Raw genomic sequence first — 22,000 nt, forward strand, 5'->3', positions numbered from 1 at the left:
ATGCGTGCTGAAAACACTAATTTTTAGCAACAAGCTGCTCTGGCGCTACTACCTTTCCGGGATACACCTTCAAAGCCTCCTCCAAGCAAATCATGGCGCTTTTTAAGTCATCATTATTAAGTACATAAGCCATGCGTACTTCATTTGTGCCGGCACCCGGTGTGCTGTAGAAACCTGTTGCGGGCGCCATCATTACAGTTTGATTGTTGTAACTGAAGGTCTCCAGCATCCATTGGCAAAACCTATCGGCATTGTCAATAGGGAGCTGTGCCACTACATAAAAAGCGCCGCCGGGGTTAGGGCAATAAACGCCATCTATGTTATTTAATGCGGTTACCAGGGTATTTCGCCTGCTGGTATATTCTTTATTTACGGCTTCAAAATATTCGTCGGGCGTATCAACGGCTGCCTCACCGGCAATTTGTTCAACCATGCCTGCGCTTAACCGGGCCTGGGCAAACTTTAATGCTGCTGTGCGTAATGCTGTATTTTTGGTAATCAGGCAACCCAAACGCGCGCCGCATGCGCTGTAACGTTTGCTTACGGTATCCATAACCACCACGTTATCATCCAGCCCGTCTAAATGCATCGGCGAAATAAATTTGCGGCCATCGTAACAAAATTCACGATAAGCTTCGTCCGAAAACAGGTAAAGGTCATATTTTAAACACAATGCCTTTAAAGCCTCCAATTCTTCTTGTGAATACAGGTAGCCTGTCGGGTTATTAGGGTTACATATGATGATAGCTTTGGTTTTATCGGTTATCAGCTTTTCAAATTCGCTGATAGGGGGCAGGGCAAATCCGTTATCGATGTAAGATAGAATAGGTTTTACCACAATATCGCTCTGGCTGGCAAAGCCGTTGTAATTGGCATAAAAAGGCTCGGGAATAATCACTTCATCGCCCGAATCTAAACAGGCCATCATGGCTATCGTGATAGCTTCAGATCCGCCGGTGGTAACAATGATGTTATCCGGGGTAATATTGTAACCCAGCTTGTTATAGTATTGAGTAAGTTTTTTACGGTAGCTTAAAGTGCCCTCGGATGGGGTATAGGCCCAAACTTTAAAATCAATGTTTTTGATGGCACTTAGCATACCTTCGGGTGTTTCAATATCCGGCTGGCCAATATTTAAATGGTACACTTTTTTGCCGTCCAGCTTAGCCTGATCAGCATAAGGCGTTAATTTACGAATGGGGGATGCGGGCATTCGCTGCCCTTTCTGAGATATTTTTGGCATGTGCAAAATTACTAAAAAAAAATCCGGCGCTGAAACCTGTCGCCTGCGCTAAAACCCGGATTCATTTTGATTATTTGTCAATTGAAATTCAAAATGCAAAAAAAAACACCGCATCGCGGTGTTCTATATCTTATACCGCCTTCGGTATAAAGAAGGTTTTACTGAGCGTTTTACTTGCTTGACGCTGGTTTGGCAACAACTTCGCCTATAATGTTTAAATACTTTTCGGGTGTAACCGCATTTGATTTAACCACAATAGTTTTGTTAAAAGGGGCAGCTACTGCAGCATTATAAGTGATTTTAATTAAACCTTTATCACCGCTTTTTACAGGCGTTTTGGTATAATCTGCAATAGTACAACCGCATGTCGGCCTTACTTCGGTAAGTATAAGTGGCTCTTTACCAATGTTTGTAAATTCAAAAACAGTAGTAACAGGTGTACCCTGGGGTACTTTGCCGAAGTCGTGCTTCTCTTCGTTGAATTTAAACTCGGCTTTTTGGTTATCTTGTGCCGATGCAGTGAAGGCAAAACCTAAAACAACTGCGCAGATCAGTAATATCTTTTTCATATGCTATATTTGATTAATACAAATATAAAAGGTTTAATGTAATAACAAAACTATTAGCAATACTTCATGTTTTAAGTGTTACTATACCAAATACAAAATAGAATTTTATAATTTTACCGTCTAAACGAAATTTTATATGCCTGGAACTGCAATTCGTGCCACCAGTAAATTTGATACCGCAGAGCTTAGTTTTGATGATTTTAAAAAGATCGTTATTGAAGATTATCGTATTGGTTATGAGAGCAGACAAGCCAGTATTATAGGCCGCAAAGAGGTATTAACGGGCAAGGCCAAGTTTGGTATTTTTGGCGATGGCAAAGAAGTTGCACAACTGGCTATGGCCAAAGCCTTCCGCGCCGGCGATTGGCGCGCGGGCTATTACCGCGACCAAACTTTTATGTTTGCAACAGGCATGAGCAACCTCAGGGAGTTTTTTGCGCAGCTTTATGCCCACCCCGATGTGGAGAAAGATCCCGCTTCGGCCGGCCGGCAAATGAACTGCCACTATGCAACCCGTTTTATTAATGCCGATGGTAGCTGGATAAACCAGGCCGAAACGATGAATTGCTCATCAGATATATCAACCACCGGCGGGCACATGCCGCGTTTGCTGGGTTTGGCTTACGCATCAAAACTATATCGTCAGAATACAGAATTAGAATACCTTAAACAGTTTTCGGTTAATGGTAACGAGGTTGCCTTTGGAACTATAGGCAATGGCGCCACATCCGAAGGCGTATTTTTTGAATGCTTTAACGCGGCAGGTGTGCTGCAGGTACCAATGGCAATTTCTATTTGGGACGATGCATACGCTATCTCGGTACCAGCTAAGCTGCAAACTACCAAAGAAGATATCTCCGAAATACTAAAAGGTTTTCAGCGCGAAAATGGCTCAAATGGCTTCGAGATTTTTAAAGTAAAGGGTTGGGATTATATAGCCCTTTGTGAAACCTATGCCCGTGCCATTACTTTATGCCGTGAAGAACATGTTCCGGTACTCATTCACGTTACCGAGATGACCCAGCCACAAGGCCATTCAACGTCGGGTTCACACGAGCGATATAAATCAAAAGACCGCCTGACCTGGGAGGATGAGCACGATTGCTTGCTGAAAATGCGCCAGTGGATGATTGCTTCGGCCATTTCAACCGAACAAGAGTTGGATGAGTTGGAAGCAGAGGCAAAAAAATATGTACGTGATTGCCAACGCGAAGCGGCAGGGGAGTTAGTCACTTTAATTAATGCTGAGCTTGAAGAAGCAGCAAAAATGATTGAACAATTTGCCGAAGGCGTTTCTGTTAAAGAAAAACTGACCGACATTGTTGACGAGCTGCGCAAGAGCTATGATGCAGGCCGTAAGGAAATTGTTTCGGCTGTAAGGAAAACCTTGAGGGCTACCGCTAAAGAGAACTCGACGGAAAGGCAAATACTTGTAAACTGGTTAAATGCAGAAAAGGTAAAAAATAACGAAAGATACAACACAAAATTATTTTCAAATACACCGCAATCGCCTCTTTATGTTCCTGTTGTGCCTGTGGCTTACAGCGATGATGCCCGTTCGGTAGATGGCCGCGAAGTTTTAAATGCCTGCTTTGATGCCAATTTTGCCAGGGATAAAACTATTGTGGCATTTGGTGAGGATGTTGGCGCTATTGGCGATGTAAACCAGGGATTTGCCGGCCTGCAAAGCAAATATGGCGATTTGCGGATAACTGATACCGGTATCCGTGAAACATCTATCATTGGCCAGGGCATGGGTTTGGCCATGCGTGGACTAAGGCCGATTGCCGAAATTCAATACCTTGATTACCTGATATATGCTATGACGGTTATCTGCGACGACATTGGTAGCCTGAGTTACCGCACTTTCGGCGGGCAAAAAGCACCGTTAATTATACGCACCAGGGGCCACCGCCTGGAAGGAATCTGGCATTCAGGATCGCCGCTGGGGATGATATTGGGTTCGATGCGTGGTTTTCACATTTGTGTGCCGCGTAACATGACCCAGGCTGCAGGTATGTACAACACTTTGCTGCGCGGCGATGAACCCGCGTTGGTTATAGAAAGCCTTAACGGCTACCGCCTGAAAGAAAAACTCCCGGCAAACGTTGGTGAGTTTACCGTTCCGTTGGGTAAGGCCGAGGTTATGAGGGAGGGTGCCGATGTTACCGTGGTATCATATGGCTCAACGTTGCGTATCGTTTTAGAGGCCGCCGAAGAATTGGAAAAGATGGGTATTAATATTGAAGTTATCGATCCGCAAACTTTATATCCGTTTGATAAAGAGAATCTTTGTGGTGCTTCATTAAAGAAAACAAATAAGCTGCTGGTTGTTGATGAGGATGTTCCGGGCGCGGCATCGGCCTATATTATTCAACAAATTGTTGAAGCCCAAAAAGGGTATTATTCGCTGGATAGCCAGCCGCGTACGCTCACCGCTAAAGAACACAGGCCACCATATGGTTCGGATGGTGATTACTTCAGCAAGCCATCCCTGGATGATATTATTGAAGCAGTTTACGCCATCGTAAGCGAAGCAAACCCGGCTAAATTTCCGCCGATCTTTTAAGAAGAATCAAGAGTTAAGAGTCAAGAATCAAGAAAAGCGCAAAAGTGGCTTACCTGTTTTTGACTCTTATTCAGATTTGCTTAATAAATAGAAATCAATTACTTTTTTATTCCAGTCTTAATTCTTGACTCTTAACTCTTGATTCTTTCGCCCATGGATTCAAATTCCTTTGCTACTGTTGCCAATATTATAAAAATCCGCCGTTCGGTTAAACCTAACATGATGAACGGGCACAAAGCTCCAAACGGCCATATCGCCGCCTTGCTTGAGCTTGCAGATTGGGCGCCAACCCACGGCTTTACCGAGCCATGGCGTTTTATCGTATATGAAAACCCTGCCGCGTTTTGCCAGCAGCATGCCGATGTTTACAAGCAAGGCATAAGCGCCGATGAATTTAACGAAACCGTTTATAGCAACCTGCAGCACCAGGGCGATAAAGCTTCTCATGTCATCATAGCCATTATGGAAAGGGGCAGCCTGCCCAAAATACTGCCGTTTGAAGAAGTAGCAGCCGTTTCAAGTGCAATTCAGAATATCCTGCTGGGTGCTACAGCATTAAATATGGCCTCATTCTGGAGTACCGGCGGAGCCATCTTAAAGCCAGGCTTTAAAGATTTTTTGCAGCTGCGGGAAGAAGATCAGGTTATGGGCGTATTATATCTTGGCTATACCGATCAAAACCCTGAAGGAAAACGAACAATTCCCCTCGATAACAAAGTGAAGTGGTTTAAATGATATAAACCCAACCTTTTCATTACTCACTTCGTATAACTCAGTAGTTTCGTTAATTGAAATAAAGTTTCATTTTAAATAAAAAAATATTGAAAATGCTTTTTTATTTGAAATGAAAACTATACATTTGTGATTGTCCGGTTCCTAATACCGGTCATTTATCAATTCTAAGCCTTTGTTAATTTAACTTATTGATTAAAAATTAAACTCAACACAAGTATGAGGAAATGTTTTTGGGGCTTTGTAGTGGCGATTTTTTTGTTTTCTGTAACTATTATAAGTTGGAGGTCGCCAGGTGCTAACAAATCAGACGGCGGTGTAAATTCAAAACTTGCCGCCAAAGAATTATTTAATCAGTACGTAAACAGCCTATATATGGCTGCCGATTTACAAGGATCGGGACTGGCTTTTGATGTATTTGAAAAGGCATTTACTGGTTATACCAATTTAAAACTATCGCACAGAATACCGGAAAACAGCGCGGTATTAACCATTGTCGATTTTAATAAATCGAGTCGCGAAAAGCGCATGTGGATCATTAACTTATTTAGTAAACAATTGTTGTTAAATACCTGGGTTGCCCACGGATCCGGAAGTGGTATGGAAATGGCCGAACATTTTTCGGATCGTAACGATTCGCACCAAAGCAGCTTAGGCTTTTATATTACTGATAATGTTTATATAGGTAAACATGGCCGGTCGTTGCATTTGGATGGGTTGGATTCGGGTTTTAATGCCAATGCGCGTTTTCGTGATATCGTTGTCCATGCGGCAAAATATGTAGGGCAAAGCGCCATTGACCAGCAGGGCCGGTTAGGCCGTAGCTTTGGGTGCCCCGCGGTTGCGCCTAATGTGGTGAATTTTGTAATAGATAACATCCAGGGCAAATCGGTGCTTTTTATCAATGGCAACGATGATACTTACACCTCAAAATACCTTGATGAAACAGCCCCTTTAAACCAGGTAGCGGCCGATTCTACGTCTTTTGATATAGCAAAACTGTAAAAATATAGCCTATCCAATTATAAATCTAAACGTCCGGCTGAACCAGTCGGACGTTTTTTTATTTGCTCAGAAATTTTTTCAGGTGTGCATATAGCACAATATCCAATCCATATACATCCTGCCGATGTTGTATTGCGCCGGTTTCATCGGTCCAGCAGGTAACGTATGTAATATATATAGGTGTTTTTTTAGGCAATGCGATGCTGGTAGGGTCGGGATTGTCAGTAGCCATATCCTCTACAATGGTATCAAAATCCTCGCCTTCTCCAAAAAGATTTTTAGCTAAGGCTTGTGGATCGCCAAGGCGTACGCAGCCATGGCTTACAGCACGCATAGATTGCCCAAAGGCCAATTTGGCGGGAGTATCGTGCAGGTAAACGCTGCTTTTGTTTTTAAACAGGAACTTGATCTTTCCTAAAGAGTTGTCTTCGCCGGGGCGTTGTTTAAAGTCATAGTCCAGGTTCTCTTTGGTAACAGTAGACCAATCAACATCTTCGGGGTTATCAATCAGTTTTCCATCTTTATATACATCAATGTTTTTGTTTGATAAGTAATACCTGTCTTTAGCGGCCTCTATAATAATTTCTTTGGTAGCTATGCTTCGTGGTATGTTCCATACGGGGTTTACATCAACACTGTGAATTAAACTACTTAACTGCGGCGTTTCACGCGCGAAAGGTTTATCAATTGCACAGGTATCATCATATTTTACCAGGCTGTTTTGCGCGTCCATGTTTCGGCCCTGGCCAACACAAACCTTCATGTTTAATACAGATTTGCCATTTTCAAAAACATCAAGCCTGTAATCCGGGATGTTTACATATACATATTTAGGCTCGTAAGGCTTATTTCGCCAGCGCAAGCGTTCCATATTAACCAACAGGTACCGTTGCGTTTCCTCTTTTGATAAGCCATCAAACGTATCGCCGTGCAGGTAAGCTTTTTGCAAGGCAATATACTGTGGGTCTTTAGGTTGAATGCTATCCAGGTATGCCTTTGTGTCTGTTGCCATCAGCGCGGCCTTCATCGATGTGCTGTCGGGCCGTTTCGTGGCAGTAAAATACCTCGAATAGATTTTTTTTGGATTAAGCAAGCCAAACTGCACGGCATTGGCATATTTTGTTAATGAGCTGGTTGCCAGTAACTCCAATTTTGCCAGTTCAGTATAAGCTTCATCTGTAGTTTTGATGCTGTTTGCATCATGAAACTTAGCAACCATCGCTTTTAGCTCCATGGTGCTAAATAGTTTAGGATCGATGCCATGGTCAGTCGCCTTATCGTAATAATCGGGTATGGCATCAAGGTCGCCGTTGGCCAGGTGGTCCATCACAAATACAGGCAGGTAATTATTTGCTTTGTAAAAAGCTTCGATCACCGGTTCGTTGGATAGTTTTAATTTTTCATTCTCCAGCTCTTTTTTAAACACAACAACATACGCATCGTCATCAAAATTTTTGAAGACTTTGTTTTTAGTTATTTTGAAAAGATTATTGGCTATTTTGTCATGCTTTTTTTTACAGCTTTCAAAAGTTAATAATAAAGCAAATAACGAAATAAGGATAGCGGAAATTGAAAGTTTGTTTTTCGTGACGGGGGGCATATCTATAAAAATCTGTTAAATATAGCTTATTAATAGCAATAGCCATACCACAAAGGCTGCAAGTTTTTAATTAAATTTGAAATCGGACAATTTATCAGGAATATTTGAATAATCGCCTCAACAGGCCATTTAATGAAAAGATACTTATTACTTATAGCAACAACTTTTCTGCCATTTCTGGCCTTTGCCCAGGGTTTTAAGCCGGTGAACAAAAATGCATCGCCCGAAGTGGTTAAATTACTATCCTTTTTATACCAAATAAAGGGCAGGCACATCCTATCGGGCCAGCAGAATTATAATAGTGACCTGAATACGTTTTCTGATAGCGCCTACGCCATTACCGGGAAATATCCTGCCTTATGGGGCTCTGATTTTATGTTGTGGGGCGATAAGGACCTGGGGCAAAAGCTTGTTTACGAAGCCCAAAAGAAATGGCACGATGGCTACCTGGTTACCATTATGTGGCACCAGGGCCGGCCAACCGACGATGCGCCGTACGATTGGAAAACAAGCATCCAGGGCAAGCTAACCGATGCGGAATGGACAGAATTAACTACGCCAAATACGCCCCTAAATAAAAGATGGCTGGCCGATATAGATAAAAAAGCGGTTTACTTAAAACAGTTGCGGGATTCGCATGTGCCCGTTTTGTGGCGGCCTTACCACGAAATGAATGGCGTGTGGTTTTGGTGGGGCGATAAAAAAGGAAAAAACGGGATCCAAAAGCTATGGAAAATGATGTACGACAGGTACACCAATTATCATCACCTGAATAACCTGATATGGGTATGGGGAGCAAACGGCTTGCGCGATATTCCTAAAGATGAAGCATATGATTATAAACTATATTATCCGGGTGCCCATTATGTTGATATCCTTGGATCGGATGTGTACCACTTTGATTACGAGCAAAAAGATTACGATGAGTTGTTAAAGCTGGCCAACGGCAAAATTACAGTGCTTGGCGAAACCGGCGAACTGCCCAGGCCGGAAGTATTGGCAGCCCAACCCGAGTGGGCCTGGTTTATGGTGTGGACAAGCTGGCTTTGGACCGATAACACCCATGAGCGGGTTAAGGAAATTTATAACCTGCCACAAACCCTTAACCACGATGAAGTTAAAGATATGCTACAAAAACAATAATGGCTGAAAGTAAACAACCTGAAGTTTGGCTGCGGGGCCCATTAAATGATATCCCGCCATTGCTGCAACCCGTTGCCCATGCTTTATTACAAGCCAGGGAGGAACTGAACGAGTTGATGACCGATTTTTCAGACTCATTACTTTGGGACAAGGTTGCGAGGATGGCATCGCCGGGGTTTCATTTACAGCATTTGACCGGCGTGCTCGACAGGCTTTTTACCTATGCAAAAGGAGAGGGGCTCTCCACGGAGCAATTGGCCTATTTAGCCGGGGAGGGTAAACCTCATGAAGACCTTTTTACTGCACTATTAGTTGAGCGATTTAATTTACAGGTTGACGCAGCTTTGAAGCAACTGGCCGAAACCGACCAGGTGATATTAACCGAGGTTAGGGGAGTGGGGCGCGCACAAGTTCCATCAACCGTTATTGGACTTTTTGTGCATGCTGCCGAACATACGATGCGCCATTTAGGGCAATTGCTGGTTACCGTTAAGGTTTTGAAACAATACTTATAGAAACTCGCAATTCCCCGATCTACATAAATGCGGCCACTGCATCCTTAAGGTTTTTTGATGAATGGGTTACCAATGCGCCTGCATGCCTGTCTTCCGGATCAAATAAAAATGTATCGATACCTAATGAACCGGCCGCTTTTATTTCAGACTCAGGGTCATCGCCAATGACCAGCAGCTCTTCGGGCTGATAGTTATTGTTGTTCATAATCATCGCGAAGATATCCTTTTTAGTTTCGGGCGATACTTGCGGATCAACAATATGAATCGCTTTAAAATCTCCCTCGATGCCTAATAACCTTATTTTGCTCCATTGCAGTTTGGTAAAACCTGTTGTAACCAGGTACTTATCTATCGGGGTTGCGCTGATGTATTTATACTCCTCGTAGGGTTGCATTGGCAGGGCATACTCCAGGTCTTTAAGCAAATCAAGGCCTTTGCTTTTTGCCGCTTGGCTAAAGTTGAATTTTTCGGCAACTTGCTGGTAAGGCCGGCGCTGCATTTCTGCCTTCACCTTCTCTATTTCTTCGGTACCAATTTCTTCCGCCAGGCTGTCTACAAATTCAAACACCACGCCAAAAAGATTTTCAGAAATTGAGCTAACCGGGTATATGGTGTTATCCAGGTCTAAAATAATGGCCTTTTTCATAATATATTTTCAACAGGGTTCAAGGTGATCGGTTTGTTTGTTGTGCTTTTTTTCATGATGTAATAACCTACAGATACAAACAGGCAAATGCCGGCAAATACCCACCATAAGCTATCAAAACCACCATAGGTAATAATTCGTGCGCCAACGGCTGGTGCGATGATCTGGGCGGTTGACCATGACATGCCATATATAGCCGCGTATGATCCGCGGTTGGTGTTGGTTGTGCGGCTTACCCAAAAGGAGTTCATGAATGGCATCGCAATGATTTCGCCAAAAGTTATCATCACTACAATTAAAACGGCTATCCAGGCGCTATGCGGGAGTATGTTCAAAAAAACAAATGTAATGCCCGTTAACAGCACCCCAGCGCTGATATAAGTTAAAGGGTGCCTTTTGCCATCGAGCTTATGAACAAGTACCATTTCGATAGCTACAATCAAAATCCCGTTCAGGGCCATTAAAAAGCCGATAAAACGCGGGCCGAGATGCCATTGTATAGTATAAAACACAGGCTGGGTTATAAAAAACTCAAAGAAACAGCAAGAGAACAGAGTGTTTAAAATGATGAATATTAAAAACACACTATCAGTATGGGCAGCTGCCGATTTTGCTTCTTTCAACACATCTTTTACTGATTTCCTGATTTGCGAGCGGGGCATTAGTTTCAGCAAAAGTATGGCAGCCAAAATATTGGTGCAGCCGTCAACCCAAAACAGCAGGTGGTAATTGATAGAAGCTAAAAATCCGCCTAAACCACCGCCAACCGCCCAGCCAAGGTTAACAGCCAGCCTGTTTAAGGAGTATGAGCGTGTTTTATTAGTTTCATCGGCATAATGCGCAATTGCCGCCGAGTTGGCCGGCCTGAACGACTCATTACATATGCTTAGCACAAACGTAAGGATGCTGATACTGATAAAAGAATGCTGATAGCCTAAAATAATAAACTGGATGCCGCCTAAAAACAAGGCCCCAACCTGTACATCGTAAAAACCTATTTTATCGGTTAGCTTACCGCCCAAAAAGGCTCCGAAAAATGCGCCAATGCCAAAAAACGCCATTACCCAACCCGACTGTATTACCGTAAAATGCAATTGCCTAATCATATAAACACTCATAAACGGAACTACCATAGTGCCGCTCCGGTTAATGAGCATTACCAGGCTCAGGTACCAGCTGTTTCTTGATAGTCCGTCGTAAGCGTTTTTGTAGGATTGTATAACAGGAGTTAGCATGGTTAAACAAAGATAGCTTTTAAGGCTAAAAGCAGAAAGCCTAAGGCCCAAAGCAATAAAAGCTTTCTGCCTTAGGCTTTCCGCTTTTAGCTTTTCTCCTTTTAGCTCAGTTTTGAATTACGGTTGCGTAACCAGTGATCGGCCAAAACGAGTGCGGCCATAGCCTCTACAATAGGTACAGCACGTGGCACTACACAAGGGTCATGACGACCTTTGCCTGATATTTCGGCGGCATTGCCTTCGCTATCGATAGTGGCCTGGTTTTTCATGATTGTGGCCACCGGTTTAAAGGCTACCTTAAATTCGATAGGCATACCATTGCTGATACCGCCTTGGATCCCGCCAGAATAGTTGGTAATAGTAGTTACATCGCCCAAATGCGATTTAACAAAAATATCGTTATGCTCAGAACCGCGCATTTCGCTGCCTGCAAAACCGGAACCAAATTCAAAGCCGTGTACCGCGTTGATGCTTAGCATAGCTTTACCTAAATCGGCGTGCAGTTTGTCAAATACCGGGTCGCCCAAGCCAACGGGACAATTTTTGATGTAGCAGCTTACTTTGCCGCCAACGGTATCGCCATCCTTACGCACGCCATCAATAAACGCTATCATTTCCTCGGCGGTTGCCGGGTCGGCGCACCTTACTATGTTTTTTTCGCGTTCGTCAATAAATTCCTGTACGTTCTTGATCTCCACATTTGGCGCGTCAATTTTGCCAACGCTGCTTACATGCGCTGCAATCTCAATTCCCTGGGTTTTGAGCAATAGTTTGGCCAGGGCGCCGGCAGCAACACGCGCCGCGGTTTCTCGGGCCGAGGAACGGCCACCACCGCGATGGTCGCGAATGCCGTATTTGGTTTGGTAAGTGTAATCTGCGTGCGAGGGACGGAACACGTCCACGTTGTGCGTATAATCCTTTGACCGCTGATCTTCGTTCGGGATCAGCATAGCAATAGGAGTGCCCGTGGTTTTGCCTTCAAACACACCGGATAAGATCCTTACCGTATCTGCCTCTTTACGCTGTGTGGTGATTTTTGACTGACCAGGCTTACGCTTATCCAGTTCGCCTTGTATATAATCGATATCAACCACCAACTGTGCCGGGCAGCCATCTATTATTACCCCAATGGCCTCGCCATGCGATTCGCCAAAAGTGGTTATCCTGAATACCTGCCCGAATGAATTGCCTGCCATTTTATTAGATGTGAGATGTTAGATATGAGATTTGAGACTTTAGAAAGGTCAAATTTCATGATTTATATTTAGTTATGTCATTGCGAGGTACGAAGCAATCGCAAGGATGCAATGCAACTGTGCACAGTTCGCGATTGCTTCGTACCTCGCAATGACATATTTGGGTGCATGGTTAACCTTTCACCCTTAACCTTTCGCCTTTAACCTTCCACTTCCTCCACTGTAAACCCTTGCTTCTCCAAATCATCCCAAAATGCCGGGTATGATTTTTCGACTACCGGGCCGTTTTCAAATTCCAGTTGAGGAACTATCAGCGCCAGTGGTGCAAAGGCCATGGCCATACGGTGATCGTGGTAGGTGTTGATGAACATACGCTCCGGGATAAACTTTTCGCTGCAATCCAGTTTATAAACCTGGCCTTTTTCGATGAGTTTAACGCCCATTTTGGCAAGCTCGGTTTGTAAAGCTAAAACCCTGTCGGTTTCTTTGATTTTCAAAGTTTCTAAACCGGTGAAAGTAGCCTCGTGACCTAATGCCGCGCACACTACAATTACGGTTTGTGCCAAATCGGGGCATTCCTTCATGTCGAAGATCTTGCGGCTCAGTGGTTTTGCTTCTTTTAGTAAATGTACGCCGCCATCTTTAAATTGCGATGTGATACCAAAGTTGGCCATTATCTCGGTTATCACGCTGTCGCCCTGCAGACTGTACGCGGTTAAGCCGGTCAGGAATATTTCTGCTTCATCGGCAAGGGCTGCTATCGCGTACCAGTACGATGCCGCGCTCCAGTCCGGTTCAATGTATAATGATGTTGTGGCAAAATCCTGGTGGGCTATGGCAATCACATTGTCGGTCCAGGTGTGCTGGATACCGGCTGTTTGTAACATAGCCAATGTCATTTCTACATAAGGGCGCGATGTTAGTTCGCCTTCAATATGTAATTCCAAACCAAGCGGTAAGCGGGCAGCTATTAGCAAAAGTGCAGTAATATACTGACTGCTGATGTTACCTTTTATACTGATTTGAGGTGTAAGCTGCTCAAAACCGCCTTTAAGTTTGATAGGAGGGTAGCCCTCTTTTTCTTCAAAACCTATATGGGCACCAAGTTCCGTCAACGCATCTACCAATACACCTATCGGCCTTTCCTTCATCCGTTGGCTACCGGTTAAAATCACCTCATCATCCTGTATGGCATAATAAGCAGTCAAAAAACGCATTGCCGTACCGGCCGGGCCGATATCTACAGTGGTGAGTGGTGAGTGGTGAGTAGTGAGTGGCGAATCGTGAGTAGTGAGTGCTTCCCCGCTGCTAACTGCCAACTGACCACTGCCAACTGACGACCTCAAGATGCCTGCCAACAACACCGAATCGGCCGAATCGGATACATTATCTACCTTAACCTTACCGTTGCTCAGCGCTTCGATAATGAGGGCACGGTTACATTCACTTTTTGAACCGGTGAGGTTTACCGTGCCTTTTATATACTTATTACTTTTACTCAGGATGATGTTTTGCATCACTTTATTTTGTTAGGTTGTACGTTTTACGTAATACGTTATACGTTAAAAAGGAATAACCCAGATCAAAATGTATAACGTATTACGTACCACGTATAACGTAAATTAAATTACGCGTGTGTTAGTTTTTCTGCTGCCTGGCCTGCTTCGCTGGCGTTCATGATAGCTGTTTGCCTGCTGATAGATTCGGCGTGTAAAAGCTCCAGTAATTTTTCGGTAAACTCGCTGCCTAATTTTAATGCTTTAGCGTAGTTAGTACGTTTTTGTAGAATTTCGTCCCAACGGCCAACCTGTAAAATGGTGATGCCGTTATCTTTTTTATGCTGACCGATTTTATCGGCAATAAGCATACGTTCAGCAATTTTCTGGATAACTAAATCGTCAATTTTATCAATCTGGTTGCGCAATTCGTGCAGTTTATCGTTAACCTCGGCATTGCGTACTTCTGGTTTACGTAAAGCCAAATGATCAATAATATCTGCAAGTGCAGCAGGGGTAACCTGTTGTTTAGCATCTGTCCAGGCTACGCTTGGGTCGATGTGCGATTCGATCATTAAACCTTGCATATCCAAATCCAAAGCTTTTTGTGAAATGTAACCAATAAGGTCGCGGTTACCAGATATGTGGCTTGGATCGTTAATGATAGGCAATTCAGGCGCTAAAGTTTTTAAGGCGATAGCGATATCCCACATTGGCTCGTTACGGAAAGCAGATTTTTCATAAGATGAAAAACCGCGGTGGATAGCTGCAAGTTTGGTAATACCGGCGTTGTTGATACGCTCCAAAGCGCCAATCCATAAAGAAAGATCGGGGTTTACCGGGTTTTTAACCATTACCGGTACATCAACACCGCGCAAAGCATCAGCAATTTCCTGTACAGTAAACGGGTTTACTGTTGAACGGGCACCAACCCAAAGGATATCGACACCGGCTTTTAAAGCTTCTTCAACGTGTTTACCTGTAGCAACTTCAATAGCGGTTGGCAAGCCGGTTTCGGCTTTAGCGCGCTTTAACCACTCCAAACCAATTGAGCCAATACCTTCAAACTCTCCCGGGCGGGTACGTGGTTTCCAGATACCTGCACGTAAGGCAGAAATTTTACCGGTTTGGGCTAATAAATGAGCGGTTGCTACCAGCTGATCTTCAGTTTCGGCACTGCAAGGGCCTGCAATTACCAATGGTTCTTTACCGGTTTTAATCCAGGTATGAAGCGGCTGTATGTTTAAATTTAGTTTCATTGTGTTTGTTATTTGTTCCGGCTGCTTGTTTTTTAAACCGGGGTTGTTTTATATTTTAATTTTTTGATTTCCTGTTCGGTTCGGTGATCTGCGAGATCGCCTTTATTTGTTTAAACGTTGCGGCGGATGTTAATATATCGCCTGCCGCGGTCAATTCTTTGGGGTTTGGGTGTTACTGATGGTTCGTCATCATGTCTTTCATATTCGCCAAGTATGTTAAAGTTTTGTGTGTATTTCAGTATCTGCCGTATGGCGCTATCGTAGTGTTTCTGCTCATCCCACTCCACATCTACATAAAAATTGTATTCGTTACGCTTACCAAGTATAGGCATTGATTGTATTTTGCTCATATTCAAGCCTTCTTCGGCAAAAATATTAAGCACTTTGGCCAAAGCCCCAACCTTATTACTCACCTGGAAACAAAGCGACGCTTTGTTGGCCGTTTTTTTATCCATGTTATCATGGTGGGTGAGAATTAAAAAGCGGGTAAAGTTCCTTTTGTTCGATTCGATGCGGCGCTCCAACACGTCCAGCCCATACAGTGTTGCGGCCAGCGAATTGGCAATAGCTACGGTATCAGTCAACTGCTCATCACGGATGCGTTTGGCGCAGGCGGCGGTATCGCTGCTTTCTACAATTTTAAGGTGTGGGTACTCGTCAAAAAAATCGACACACTGGCGCAGGGCAATGGGGTGCGAGGTTACGTATTTTACATCCTCAAACTTTACACCTGGCAAAGCCATCAGGTGTAATTGAATGGGCAGGTATATTTCGCCTACAACAGGGAAACCATAATCTAACAATAAAGTATAGTTAGGCAAAATGCTGCCGGCAATGCTGTTTTCAATAGCCATTACCACATAATCGGCTTCGCGGTTTTTTAAACTTTCAAAAGTTTGTTTAAAAGAGTTGCACTCGATCATTTGGGCGTTTTCGCCAAAATAACGCAGGCCGGCTTCTTCGTGGAAGGAGGCGCGGATCCCCTGTATGGCAACTCTTGGTTTTTCTATTTTCATGACCCCTGTTAATGCAAAAAGTCCCGGCATTTTGTGCCGGGACTTTTTAAATTTTTATGTGTGTTTAGTACATATTAGTCCCGGCTCTTACTGGTAAAGTAAAAGTAGTAACCATAAAAATATGCACTGTTAAATTTCATTTGTTTTTTATTACGTTGTAAATGTACGGTAAAAAATGATTCTGTCAATAGAAAATTTTATTTTTTGTTAAAAAAAGTAGTCGAACCAAATTTTATATTGTAAAAATTGATTTTACTTATCTTGTAATACTTAATCGTGTTCATAAACGACAGGAATATTTAATTTTTCGGGGAATTTACTCAAAAGGTCATATCTCGATATCAGCAGGTTTGAAAGTTTAAGGCATTGATTATTGTTAAACACAATCCCAGTATCTTCAACTAAACTCGATCGTTGCGAACTTCGGTCACGATAGATGGCTATCTTTTTAATGTCTTTTTTATAGTATACAACAATGCTATTTTTATCTCTCCCGAAAGAAAACCTATCATTACCACGCGAAATTTGAAGGTATTGTTTCCGCTTTTCGAAAACTTTATAAAACACCAATAAAATAATTACCCCAATTGCTAACATGGGCAGAACAGGACCCACGATATCTTTATTGCTTTGAGTGGCATCCAGCACAACTCCGGCAAACAATAGTAAATAAATAACCGGAATGCTCATAACCAAGGCAATCCGCCAGGGTTTCATCCCGTACTCAAAGTTATTGGTAATAAAATGTGGCTTGTTTCCGATATTAAAAAAGTGCTTCTCGAAAACACTTAGATCCAATTCTTTATTAAAAAAAACGGTGACAAGCTTTTCGGCGGCACTTATATCAGGCGTGTGGTATTCATATAAATGATTATGCTTATCCAGGTAATAAACACAAAATTTGCCACCGAAATATAACCCCAGCTTCAGGTAGTTTAACTCAGCGTCCTGTATAGTTACCGATGGGCCGGTTAGTTGAATATCGGTTAATGGGCGCTCTAAATCCCAGGGAAAATCTTTTATCAGTTGAATTGTTTCGTTCAGGTCCCTTGGCTGCTCGTCGGAGAATTCGCCTTTTTCGTAAGTGTTATGTTGTAGTTTGGATATTAATTGTGGCATCATATGAGGAATCGGTTAGGCCAAATATAGTATACTATTGGTACCCTTATATTGATAATTTAAGGAAATCGCATTGAAACATCTTTATCTCCTGTAATAACTTTTAATGCCGAGATGGGTAACCCCTACGGGGCATAAAAGGAATTTCGGATAGATTGCTACAAACGGGTAGCCTCTACGAGGCAAACGCCTTTATTTAYATGCCTTGTAGTAGTGTGGTATGATGCCTCGTAGAGGCTACCCGTTTGTAGAATAAATGTCAAATGTGTTTTATGCCCCGTAGGGGTTACCCTTCTTTCAACATCACTTCTTTCTATCGCAAATATTAAAACGCGATTTTMMTGCMGAGATRGGTAACCCCTACGGGGCATAAAATGAATTTAGATAATATTGCTACAAACGGGTAGCCTCTATGAGGCAAGCGCCTTAATTGTATGGCAAGGATGTTTACAAGAGACGACGAATCACCAAGCTCTTAAACAACTACTACGCTGCCTTCTCCTCATACTCCCGCTGCATCACCCTCGCAGTTTGCGTGCTGCCATCATGGCTCCAACCCGGTGGGTTAAATAAATAACCAAGCTTATTTTTAAAGCCCGGTGCATTTTTAACATCGTGTGCCAGCGCTTTCCACTCGTGAAATATAACATTTACCGGCCCCATATCATCGGGCTGCTTGGTTATACCGTATTTTACAGGTTCGGTTAAATCTTCGTCCTTGAAAGTGCCAAACATTCTGTCCCATAAAATTAATACCATGCCCATGTTTTTATCAAGATAGGGGATATTTGATGCATGGTGCACGCGGTGATGGGCAGGTGTTACAAAAATCCATCCATACCAATTAGGCAATGGTACTTTATATTGCGTGTGTACCAGGTTGCCGTAAAACTGGGTAACCAAATAGGCATACAAAATATCTAAGGCGCTAAACCCAAACAGCGCGAGCGGTAAGTAAAAAAATACCCTATACAATGGCTCAAACACGGTTGAACGGAAACCTGTGGTAAAATTGAAATGCTCTGAAGAGTGATGAGTTACGTGTATTGCCCAAAAAAAACGGCAGTAATGGCCAATGTAATGCAATAGCCAGTACAAAAAGTCCTGTGCTACAATCAGCACAAACCAATACAACCAAACATTATGGATTTGAAACAGCCTGTATTTATAAGTAAAACTCAGGATGATAAACGTACTGCCTTTTACTACCAGGTTGGCTACAACAGCAAGCGATGTAAGATAAATATTGGTAAATGTGTCGCGTGTTTCGTAATAATGCCTGTCCTCCCAATAGCTTAAACCCATTTCTACAAAGGTTAAAACAACTAACAGGCAAAGTATTACAATAGCGCTTATTTCCGCTTTATCTAAATGCTGCATTTACAAATTAATATAATACAATAAACTCTCACAAAGTTCGGCTTCTGTGCAGATATTATCAATATTACATTGACCAATGTTGGTCAGCAGGGTGCAATTTATATTCCCGCTCTGGTTCTTCTTATCCTTTTTCATGAACTCGAACAGCGTTTCGAAACTTGATTCGTTGATGGTATAACGCGGATACAGGTTATTCAGTGTATCGGTGATCTCCTTTAACTCTTCGGCAGGCAGGCCTGTTTTTTTATGGGCCAGGTACGATTCGCAAATCATCCCAATGGCAATGGCCTCGCCATGCGATAAATGATCTTTATCGTTGATCAATGAATAGGTTTCAACGGCGTGGCCAACGGTGTGCCCAAAGTTTAAAGCCTTGCGGATCCCTTTTTCATGGGGGTCCTCCACGGTGATCTTATTTTTTATGGCGACAGACCGGTGTACCAGTTCGGCAGATGGCTTGCTCAGGTCGCTGGTTTTTAACTGGTTCCAGTAAGCGGCATCCTGGATAAGCCCGTGTTTCAGCATTTCGGCCAGGCCCGATAGGATTTGTTTTGGAGGCAGGGTATCTAAAAAGCCCAATTCAATAAATACAGCTTTGGGTTGTGTAAAGGTACCTATGATGTTTTTAATGCTATCGATATCGATCCCGGTTTTACCGCCTACTGATGCATCTACCTGCGACAATAGGGTAGTAGGTACGTGTACAAAATCAATTCCCCGTTTAAAAGTAGATGCCGCAAAACCGCCTAAGTCACTGATAACGCCGCCGCCAAGGTTAATGAGCAGGCTTTTACGGTCGGCGCCAAAGTCAATCAGCATTTTCCAGATGCCGATGCAAAAATCAATATCCTTACTTTCTTCGCCGGCGTTTATTTCAATGATGTCAAAATTGTCCTGGTCTTCTATCTTGCTTTTTACAAGCGGCAGGCAATGCTCGGCGGTGTTTTCGTCGGTTAAAATAAAAAAACGTGAATAATGGCCTTGTTTTACAAAATTGGCCAGTTCATCAATACTATTTTCAAAAAAAATGGGGTAATTATCGCTCTGAATGGTGTCCATAATTTAAATAACCATGATTTTATTTCCTCTGAATTCAACCAGGTCGCCTTGTTTTACTTTAAGGCGTTTGCGGTAATCAACCTGTCCGTTATAGCTTACTTCGCCTTCTGTTACAGCTATTTGAGCTTCGCCGCCGGTTTGTACCAGGCCGGCTGCTTTTAGTAGTTGTATCATCGGGATAAAATCGCCGTTTAACTTAAATTCAATCATGGTGGGCAAAAATAAACTATTCATGGAATAAAGAGTTATCATTTTTATAATTTTGCGGATGCTTTCTAACGAAACTAATAATACTTCCAAACACGGTAAGCCCTCTTTTGAAAATACAGAAATCGCTTTTCGTCATTCATCTAATGCTGATCTTAGTCGGGCTTACTGGTTATTCAGGATCATTAATGTTAACTTTTTGGTAAAGATAGGGCCGCCGGTAACCAACTTTGCCATCAAAATAGGCCTGCCGATTAAGGGCATTATCAAGGCGACTATATTTAAACATTTTTGCGGCGGCGAAACCATTGCCGGGTGTGATAATACCATCAAAAACCTGTATAGCGGCGGCGTAGGTACTATTTTAGACTATTCGATAGAAGGTGAGGACGATGAAGCCGTTTTTGATAATACCAGGGACGAGATTATCCGCACCATAGTGCGGGCCTCAAAAGATAAAGCCATCCCTTTGACCGTATTTAAGATAACCGGAGTTGGCCGTTTTGCTTTGTTAGAGAAGCTGGACGCCCGCCTGCCACTTACGCCCGATGAGGAAAGTGAATGGCAAAGGGTGCAAAGCCGCGTATTAGCTATTTGCGATAAAGCCCATAAAAGCAATATACCGGTGATGATTGATGCCGAAGAAAGCTGGATACAGGAAACCATTGATCTGCTGGCATTAACCATGATGACGCAGTTTAACACTAAACAGCCCATTGTTTACAACACCTACCAAATGTACCGCCACGATAAACTGGCGTCGATATTAAACGACCACGAGATTGCAAAAGGCGAAGGTTTTATATTGGGAGCCAAAATTGTACGCGGCGCTTATATGGAAAAAGAGCGTAAGCGTGCTCTTGAAATGGGTTACGATTCGCCAATACAGCCCGACAAAAAATCAACCGACCTGGATTATGATTCGGCGTTGGATTACTGCACCAGCCACATCAACGAAATTGCCTTTATTGCCGGCACCCATAACGAAGAAAGCTGCCGCCTGCTGGCCGAGCTTTTGGATACCAAGGGTATCGATCATAAGCACCCGCACGTTTATTTCTCGCAGTTACTGGGCATGAGCGATAACCTGAGCTTTAACCTGGCCGATGCACAGTATAATGTGGCCAAATATGTGCCCTATGGGCCAATAAAAGCCGTGCTGCCATACTTGTTCCGTCGTGCACAGGAAAATACCGCTATTGCGGGCCAAATGAGCCGTGAATTGAGTTTGATAGTGAAAGAACGGGCGCGAAGAGGCAAGAATTAAGAGTCAGGAATCAAGACAGAAAAATATGGGCCGTAAAAATTTAGCGGCTTTTTTGTGGTTTAATTTTTTGTGGTGTTGTTCAATATGTTTTGGTTGTTGTTATCGCCAATAAAAAGACATGATGTGCTGATAAACAAGTGAAAATTTTGCATATTTATATCAGGCATTATCATATGCCACCCTAAATTATGAAGAATGCATTTGTAACAGGTTTAATCCTGGGTGTCCTTAGTGGTACCTGGTTGTTCATCATGCGGTCGTTTGGGTATAACAGCACCGGGAACCACGTAAGCCCGGTTGAATATCTGTCGCTACTGATACCTTTTTGCGGTGTTTATTTTGGGGTGAAACGCTACCGTGAGGATGATAAGCAAGGCGAGATTGGCTTTTTTGACGCCTTATTCCAAAGTTTCAGGATTTTGCTTATCGGTGGATTGTTTGCCTGTTTGGCAGGCATTGTTTACATTAACTATTTTGATATGGCAAGCAACCTTTTCGCCTTTTCGGGTAGGTTATTTGGCGGGTTGGTTATTGGTATTTTAATTTGCTTAGGGGTGTCTGCTGCATTGATGAATAAATCGAGCAAAGTAGACTAATGGGAGTGGGGTTGTAGCATGTCACTTATAGGCACAAACCATCATCGATAGCTGCGAATAGTATAAAGCAAAAGAATATTTAAGGTCAAATGTGCGCTAATGAAGGGGTTATAATTGAACTTGAAATTTAATTAAAAAAAAGTTTTGC

Annotated in this window: 20 protein-coding genes; 7 read left to right on the forward strand and 13 right to left on the reverse strand. The window is 43.0% G+C overall.

The annotated features are described in order from the left end of the window. Nucleotides 1–16: 16 nt before the first annotated feature. Both AC1DXF_RS00660 and AC1DXF_RS00665 read right to left on the reverse strand, forming a co-directional pair. Nucleotides 17–1,243, reverse strand: coding sequence for a pyridoxal phosphate-dependent aminotransferase (locus AC1DXF_RS00660; RefSeq protein WP_477445067.1), 1,227 nt, complete (start codon nt 1,241–1,243; stop codon nt 17–19). 170 nt (nt 1,244–1,413) lie between these two features. Continuing rightward, nucleotides 1,414–1,812, reverse strand: a complete 399-nt coding sequence (locus tag AC1DXF_RS00665) for a DUF1573 domain-containing protein (RefSeq protein ID WP_477445069.1) — start codon at nt 1,810–1,812, stop codon at nt 1,414–1,416. A 136-nt stretch (nt 1,813–1,948) separates the two neighbouring features. Between AC1DXF_RS00665 and AC1DXF_RS00670 the strand changes: the two genes are divergently transcribed. The 3 genes from AC1DXF_RS00670 to AC1DXF_RS00680 all read left to right on the forward strand — a co-directional run bounded on the left by AC1DXF_RS00670 (nt 1,949) and on the right by AC1DXF_RS00680 (nt 6,118). Then, on the forward strand, nt 1,949–4,381 hold the full coding sequence (locus tag AC1DXF_RS00670) for an alpha-ketoacid dehydrogenase subunit alpha/beta (RefSeq protein ID WP_477445071.1): 2,433 nt from the start codon (nt 1,949–1,951) through the stop codon (nt 4,379–4,381). Between the two features lie 153 nt (nt 4,382–4,534). Further along, on the forward strand, nt 4,535–5,116 hold the full coding sequence (locus AC1DXF_RS00675) for a nitroreductase family protein (protein ID WP_477445073.1): 582 nt from the start codon (nt 4,535–4,537) through the stop codon (nt 5,114–5,116). Nucleotides 5,117–5,332: 216 nt separating this feature from the next. Continuing rightward, nucleotides 5,333–6,118: a murein L,D-transpeptidase catalytic domain family protein gene (locus AC1DXF_RS00680; RefSeq protein ID WP_477445075.1), complete on the forward strand. Its 786-nt coding sequence runs from the start codon at nt 5,333–5,335 to the stop codon at nt 6,116–6,118. A 58-nt stretch (nt 6,119–6,176) separates the two neighbouring features. Here the strand turns inward: AC1DXF_RS00680 and AC1DXF_RS00685 are convergent, their stop codons facing one another. Further along, nucleotides 6,177–7,718 (reverse strand): L,D-transpeptidase family protein, encoded by a 1,542-nt coding sequence (locus AC1DXF_RS00685; RefSeq protein WP_477445077.1) that lies wholly within the window; start codon nt 7,716–7,718, stop codon nt 6,177–6,179. 132 nt (nt 7,719–7,850) lie between these two features. Between AC1DXF_RS00685 and AC1DXF_RS00690 the strand changes: the two genes are divergently transcribed. Both AC1DXF_RS00690 and AC1DXF_RS00695 read left to right on the forward strand, forming a co-directional pair. Next, nucleotides 7,851–8,861 carry a glycosyl hydrolase gene (locus AC1DXF_RS00690; RefSeq protein ID WP_477445079.1) on the forward strand — a complete coding sequence of 337 codons (1,011 nt, stop codon included), beginning with the start codon at nt 7,851–7,853 and terminating at the stop codon, nt 8,859–8,861. Then, the gene (locus AC1DXF_RS00695) at nt 8,861–9,376 is read left to right on the forward strand and encodes a DinB family protein (RefSeq protein WP_477445081.1); all 516 of its coding nucleotides are present in this window, start codon (nt 8,861–8,863) and stop codon (nt 9,374–9,376) included. Before AC1DXF_RS00690 ends, AC1DXF_RS00695 begins: the two co-directional genes overlap by 1 nt. Before the next feature lie 19 nt (nt 9,377–9,395). Here the strand turns inward: AC1DXF_RS00695 and AC1DXF_RS00700 are convergent, their stop codons facing one another. The 10 genes from AC1DXF_RS00700 to AC1DXF_RS00745 form a co-directional block, all read right to left on the reverse strand. Further along, nucleotides 9,396–10,022 carry an HAD family hydrolase gene (locus tag AC1DXF_RS00700; protein ID WP_477445083.1) on the reverse strand — a complete coding sequence of 209 codons (627 nt, stop codon included), beginning with the start codon at nt 10,020–10,022 and terminating at the stop codon, nt 9,396–9,398. Then, nucleotides 10,019–11,257, reverse strand: coding sequence for an MFS transporter (locus AC1DXF_RS00705; protein WP_477445085.1), 1,239 nt, complete (start codon nt 11,255–11,257; stop codon nt 10,019–10,021). Before AC1DXF_RS00705 ends, AC1DXF_RS00700 begins: the two co-directional genes overlap by 4 nt. A gap of 101 nt (nt 11,258–11,358) precedes the next feature. Further along, nucleotides 11,359–12,453 carry a chorismate synthase gene (gene aroC, locus AC1DXF_RS00710; RefSeq protein WP_477445087.1) on the reverse strand — a complete coding sequence of 365 codons (1,095 nt, stop codon included), beginning with the start codon at nt 12,451–12,453 and terminating at the stop codon, nt 11,359–11,361. Nucleotides 12,454–12,653: 200 nt separating this feature from the next. Next, a complete protein-coding gene (gene aroA, locus AC1DXF_RS00715; RefSeq protein WP_477445089.1) occupies nt 12,654–13,970 on the reverse strand; it encodes a 3-phosphoshikimate 1-carboxyvinyltransferase in 1,317 nt (438 codons plus the stop codon). A 110-nt stretch (nt 13,971–14,080) separates the two neighbouring features. Beyond that, a complete protein-coding gene (locus AC1DXF_RS00720) occupies nt 14,081–15,208 on the reverse strand; it encodes a chorismate mutase (RefSeq protein ID WP_090650066.1) in 1,128 nt (375 codons plus the stop codon). Nucleotides 15,209–15,318: 110 nt separating this feature from the next. Continuing rightward, on the reverse strand, nt 15,319–16,224 hold the full coding sequence (locus AC1DXF_RS00725) for a prephenate dehydratase (RefSeq protein WP_477445091.1): 906 nt from the start codon (nt 16,222–16,224) through the stop codon (nt 15,319–15,321). Nucleotides 16,225–16,494: 270 nt separating this feature from the next. Further along, nucleotides 16,495–17,346, reverse strand: a complete 852-nt coding sequence (locus tag AC1DXF_RS00730) for a PH domain-containing protein (protein ID WP_477445093.1) — start codon at nt 17,344–17,346, stop codon at nt 16,495–16,497. 483 nt (nt 17,347–17,829) lie between these two features. Then, nucleotides 17,830–18,723 (reverse strand): sterol desaturase family protein, encoded by an 894-nt coding sequence (locus tag AC1DXF_RS00735; protein WP_477445095.1) that lies wholly within the window; start codon nt 18,721–18,723, stop codon nt 17,830–17,832. Continuing rightward, complete coding sequence (aroB, locus tag AC1DXF_RS00740; RefSeq protein ID WP_477445097.1) at nt 18,724–19,782, reverse strand: 3-dehydroquinate synthase; 1,059 nt, start codon at nt 19,780–19,782, stop codon at nt 18,724–18,726. A 3-nt stretch (nt 19,783–19,785) separates the two neighbouring features. Further along, nucleotides 19,786–19,992, reverse strand: a complete 207-nt coding sequence (locus AC1DXF_RS00745) for an RNA-binding S4 domain-containing protein (protein ID WP_477445453.1) — start codon at nt 19,990–19,992, stop codon at nt 19,786–19,788. A 58-nt stretch (nt 19,993–20,050) separates the two neighbouring features. Here AC1DXF_RS00745 and AC1DXF_RS00750 point away from each other — a divergent pair, with 58 nt between their 5' ends. Further along, nucleotides 20,051–21,256: a proline dehydrogenase family protein gene (locus AC1DXF_RS00750; protein ID WP_477445099.1), complete on the forward strand. Its 1,206-nt coding sequence runs from the start codon at nt 20,051–20,053 to the stop codon at nt 21,254–21,256. A 188-nt stretch (nt 21,257–21,444) separates the two neighbouring features. Further along, nucleotides 21,445–21,852: a DUF4199 domain-containing protein gene (locus AC1DXF_RS00755; protein WP_477445101.1), complete on the forward strand. Its 408-nt coding sequence runs from the start codon at nt 21,445–21,447 to the stop codon at nt 21,850–21,852. Nucleotides 21,853–22,000 lie beyond the last annotated feature (148 nt).

This window comes from Mucilaginibacter sp. P2_A5 (genome assembly GCF_056404995.1).

Excerpts from the sequence above, each read along its gene's own strand:
- AC1DXF_RS00705 (WP_477445085.1), bottom strand. The coding sequence starts at position 11,257 with ATGCTAACTCCTGTTATACAATCCTACAAAAACGCTTACGACGGACTA.
- AC1DXF_RS00685 (WP_477445077.1), bottom strand. The coding sequence starts at position 7,718 with ATGCCCCCCGTCACGAAAAACAAACTTTCAATTTCCGCTATCCTTATT.
- AC1DXF_RS00750 (WP_477445099.1), top strand. The coding sequence starts at position 20,051 with ATGCTTTCTAACGAAACTAATAATACTTCCAAACACGGTAAGCCCTCT.
- AC1DXF_RS00695 (WP_477445081.1), top strand. The coding sequence starts at position 8,861 with ATGGCTGAAAGTAAACAACCTGAAGTTTGGCTGCGGGGCCCATTAAAT.
- AC1DXF_RS00665 (WP_477445069.1), bottom strand. The coding sequence starts at position 1,812 with ATGAAAAAGATATTACTGATCTGCGCAGTTGTTTTAGGTTTTGCCTTC.
- AC1DXF_RS00730 (WP_477445093.1), bottom strand. The coding sequence starts at position 17,346 with ATGATGCCACAATTAATATCCAAACTACAACATAACACTTACGAAAAA.
- AC1DXF_RS00680 (WP_477445075.1), top strand. The coding sequence starts at position 5,333 with ATGAGGAAATGTTTTTGGGGCTTTGTAGTGGCGATTTTTTTGTTTTCT.
- AC1DXF_RS00735 (WP_477445095.1), bottom strand. The coding sequence starts at position 18,723 with ATGCAGCATTTAGATAAAGCGGAAATAAGCGCTATTGTAATACTTTGC.
- AC1DXF_RS00690 (WP_477445079.1), top strand. The coding sequence starts at position 7,851 with ATGAAAAGATACTTATTACTTATAGCAACAACTTTTCTGCCATTTCTG.
- AC1DXF_RS00660 (WP_477445067.1), bottom strand. The coding sequence starts at position 1,243 with ATGCCAAAAATATCTCAGAAAGGGCAGCGAATGCCCGCATCCCCCATT.
- AC1DXF_RS00755 (WP_477445101.1), top strand. The coding sequence starts at position 21,445 with ATGAAGAATGCATTTGTAACAGGTTTAATCCTGGGTGTCCTTAGTGGT.
- AC1DXF_RS00670 (WP_477445071.1), top strand. The coding sequence starts at position 1,949 with ATGCCTGGAACTGCAATTCGTGCCACCAGTAAATTTGATACCGCAGAG.
- aroB (WP_477445097.1), bottom strand. The coding sequence starts at position 19,782 with ATGGACACCATTCAGAGCGATAATTACCCCATTTTTTTTGAAAATAGT.
- aroA (WP_477445089.1), bottom strand. The coding sequence starts at position 13,970 with ATGCAAAACATCATCCTGAGTAAAAGTAATAAGTATATAAAAGGCACG.
- AC1DXF_RS00745 (WP_477445453.1), bottom strand. The coding sequence starts at position 19,992 with ATGATTGAATTTAAGTTAAACGGCGATTTTATCCCGATGATACAACTA.
- AC1DXF_RS00720 (WP_090650066.1), bottom strand. The coding sequence starts at position 15,208 with ATGAAACTAAATTTAAACATACAGCCGCTTCATACCTGGATTAAAACC.
- AC1DXF_RS00725 (WP_477445091.1), bottom strand. The coding sequence starts at position 16,224 with ATGAAAATAGAAAAACCAAGAGTTGCCATACAGGGGATCCGCGCCTCC.
- aroC (WP_477445087.1), bottom strand. The coding sequence starts at position 12,453 with ATGGCAGGCAATTCATTCGGGCAGGTATTCAGGATAACCACTTTTGGC.
- AC1DXF_RS00700 (WP_477445083.1), bottom strand. The coding sequence starts at position 10,022 with ATGAAAAAGGCCATTATTTTAGACCTGGATAACACCATATACCCGGTT.
- AC1DXF_RS00675 (WP_477445073.1), top strand. The coding sequence starts at position 4,535 with ATGGATTCAAATTCCTTTGCTACTGTTGCCAATATTATAAAAATCCGC.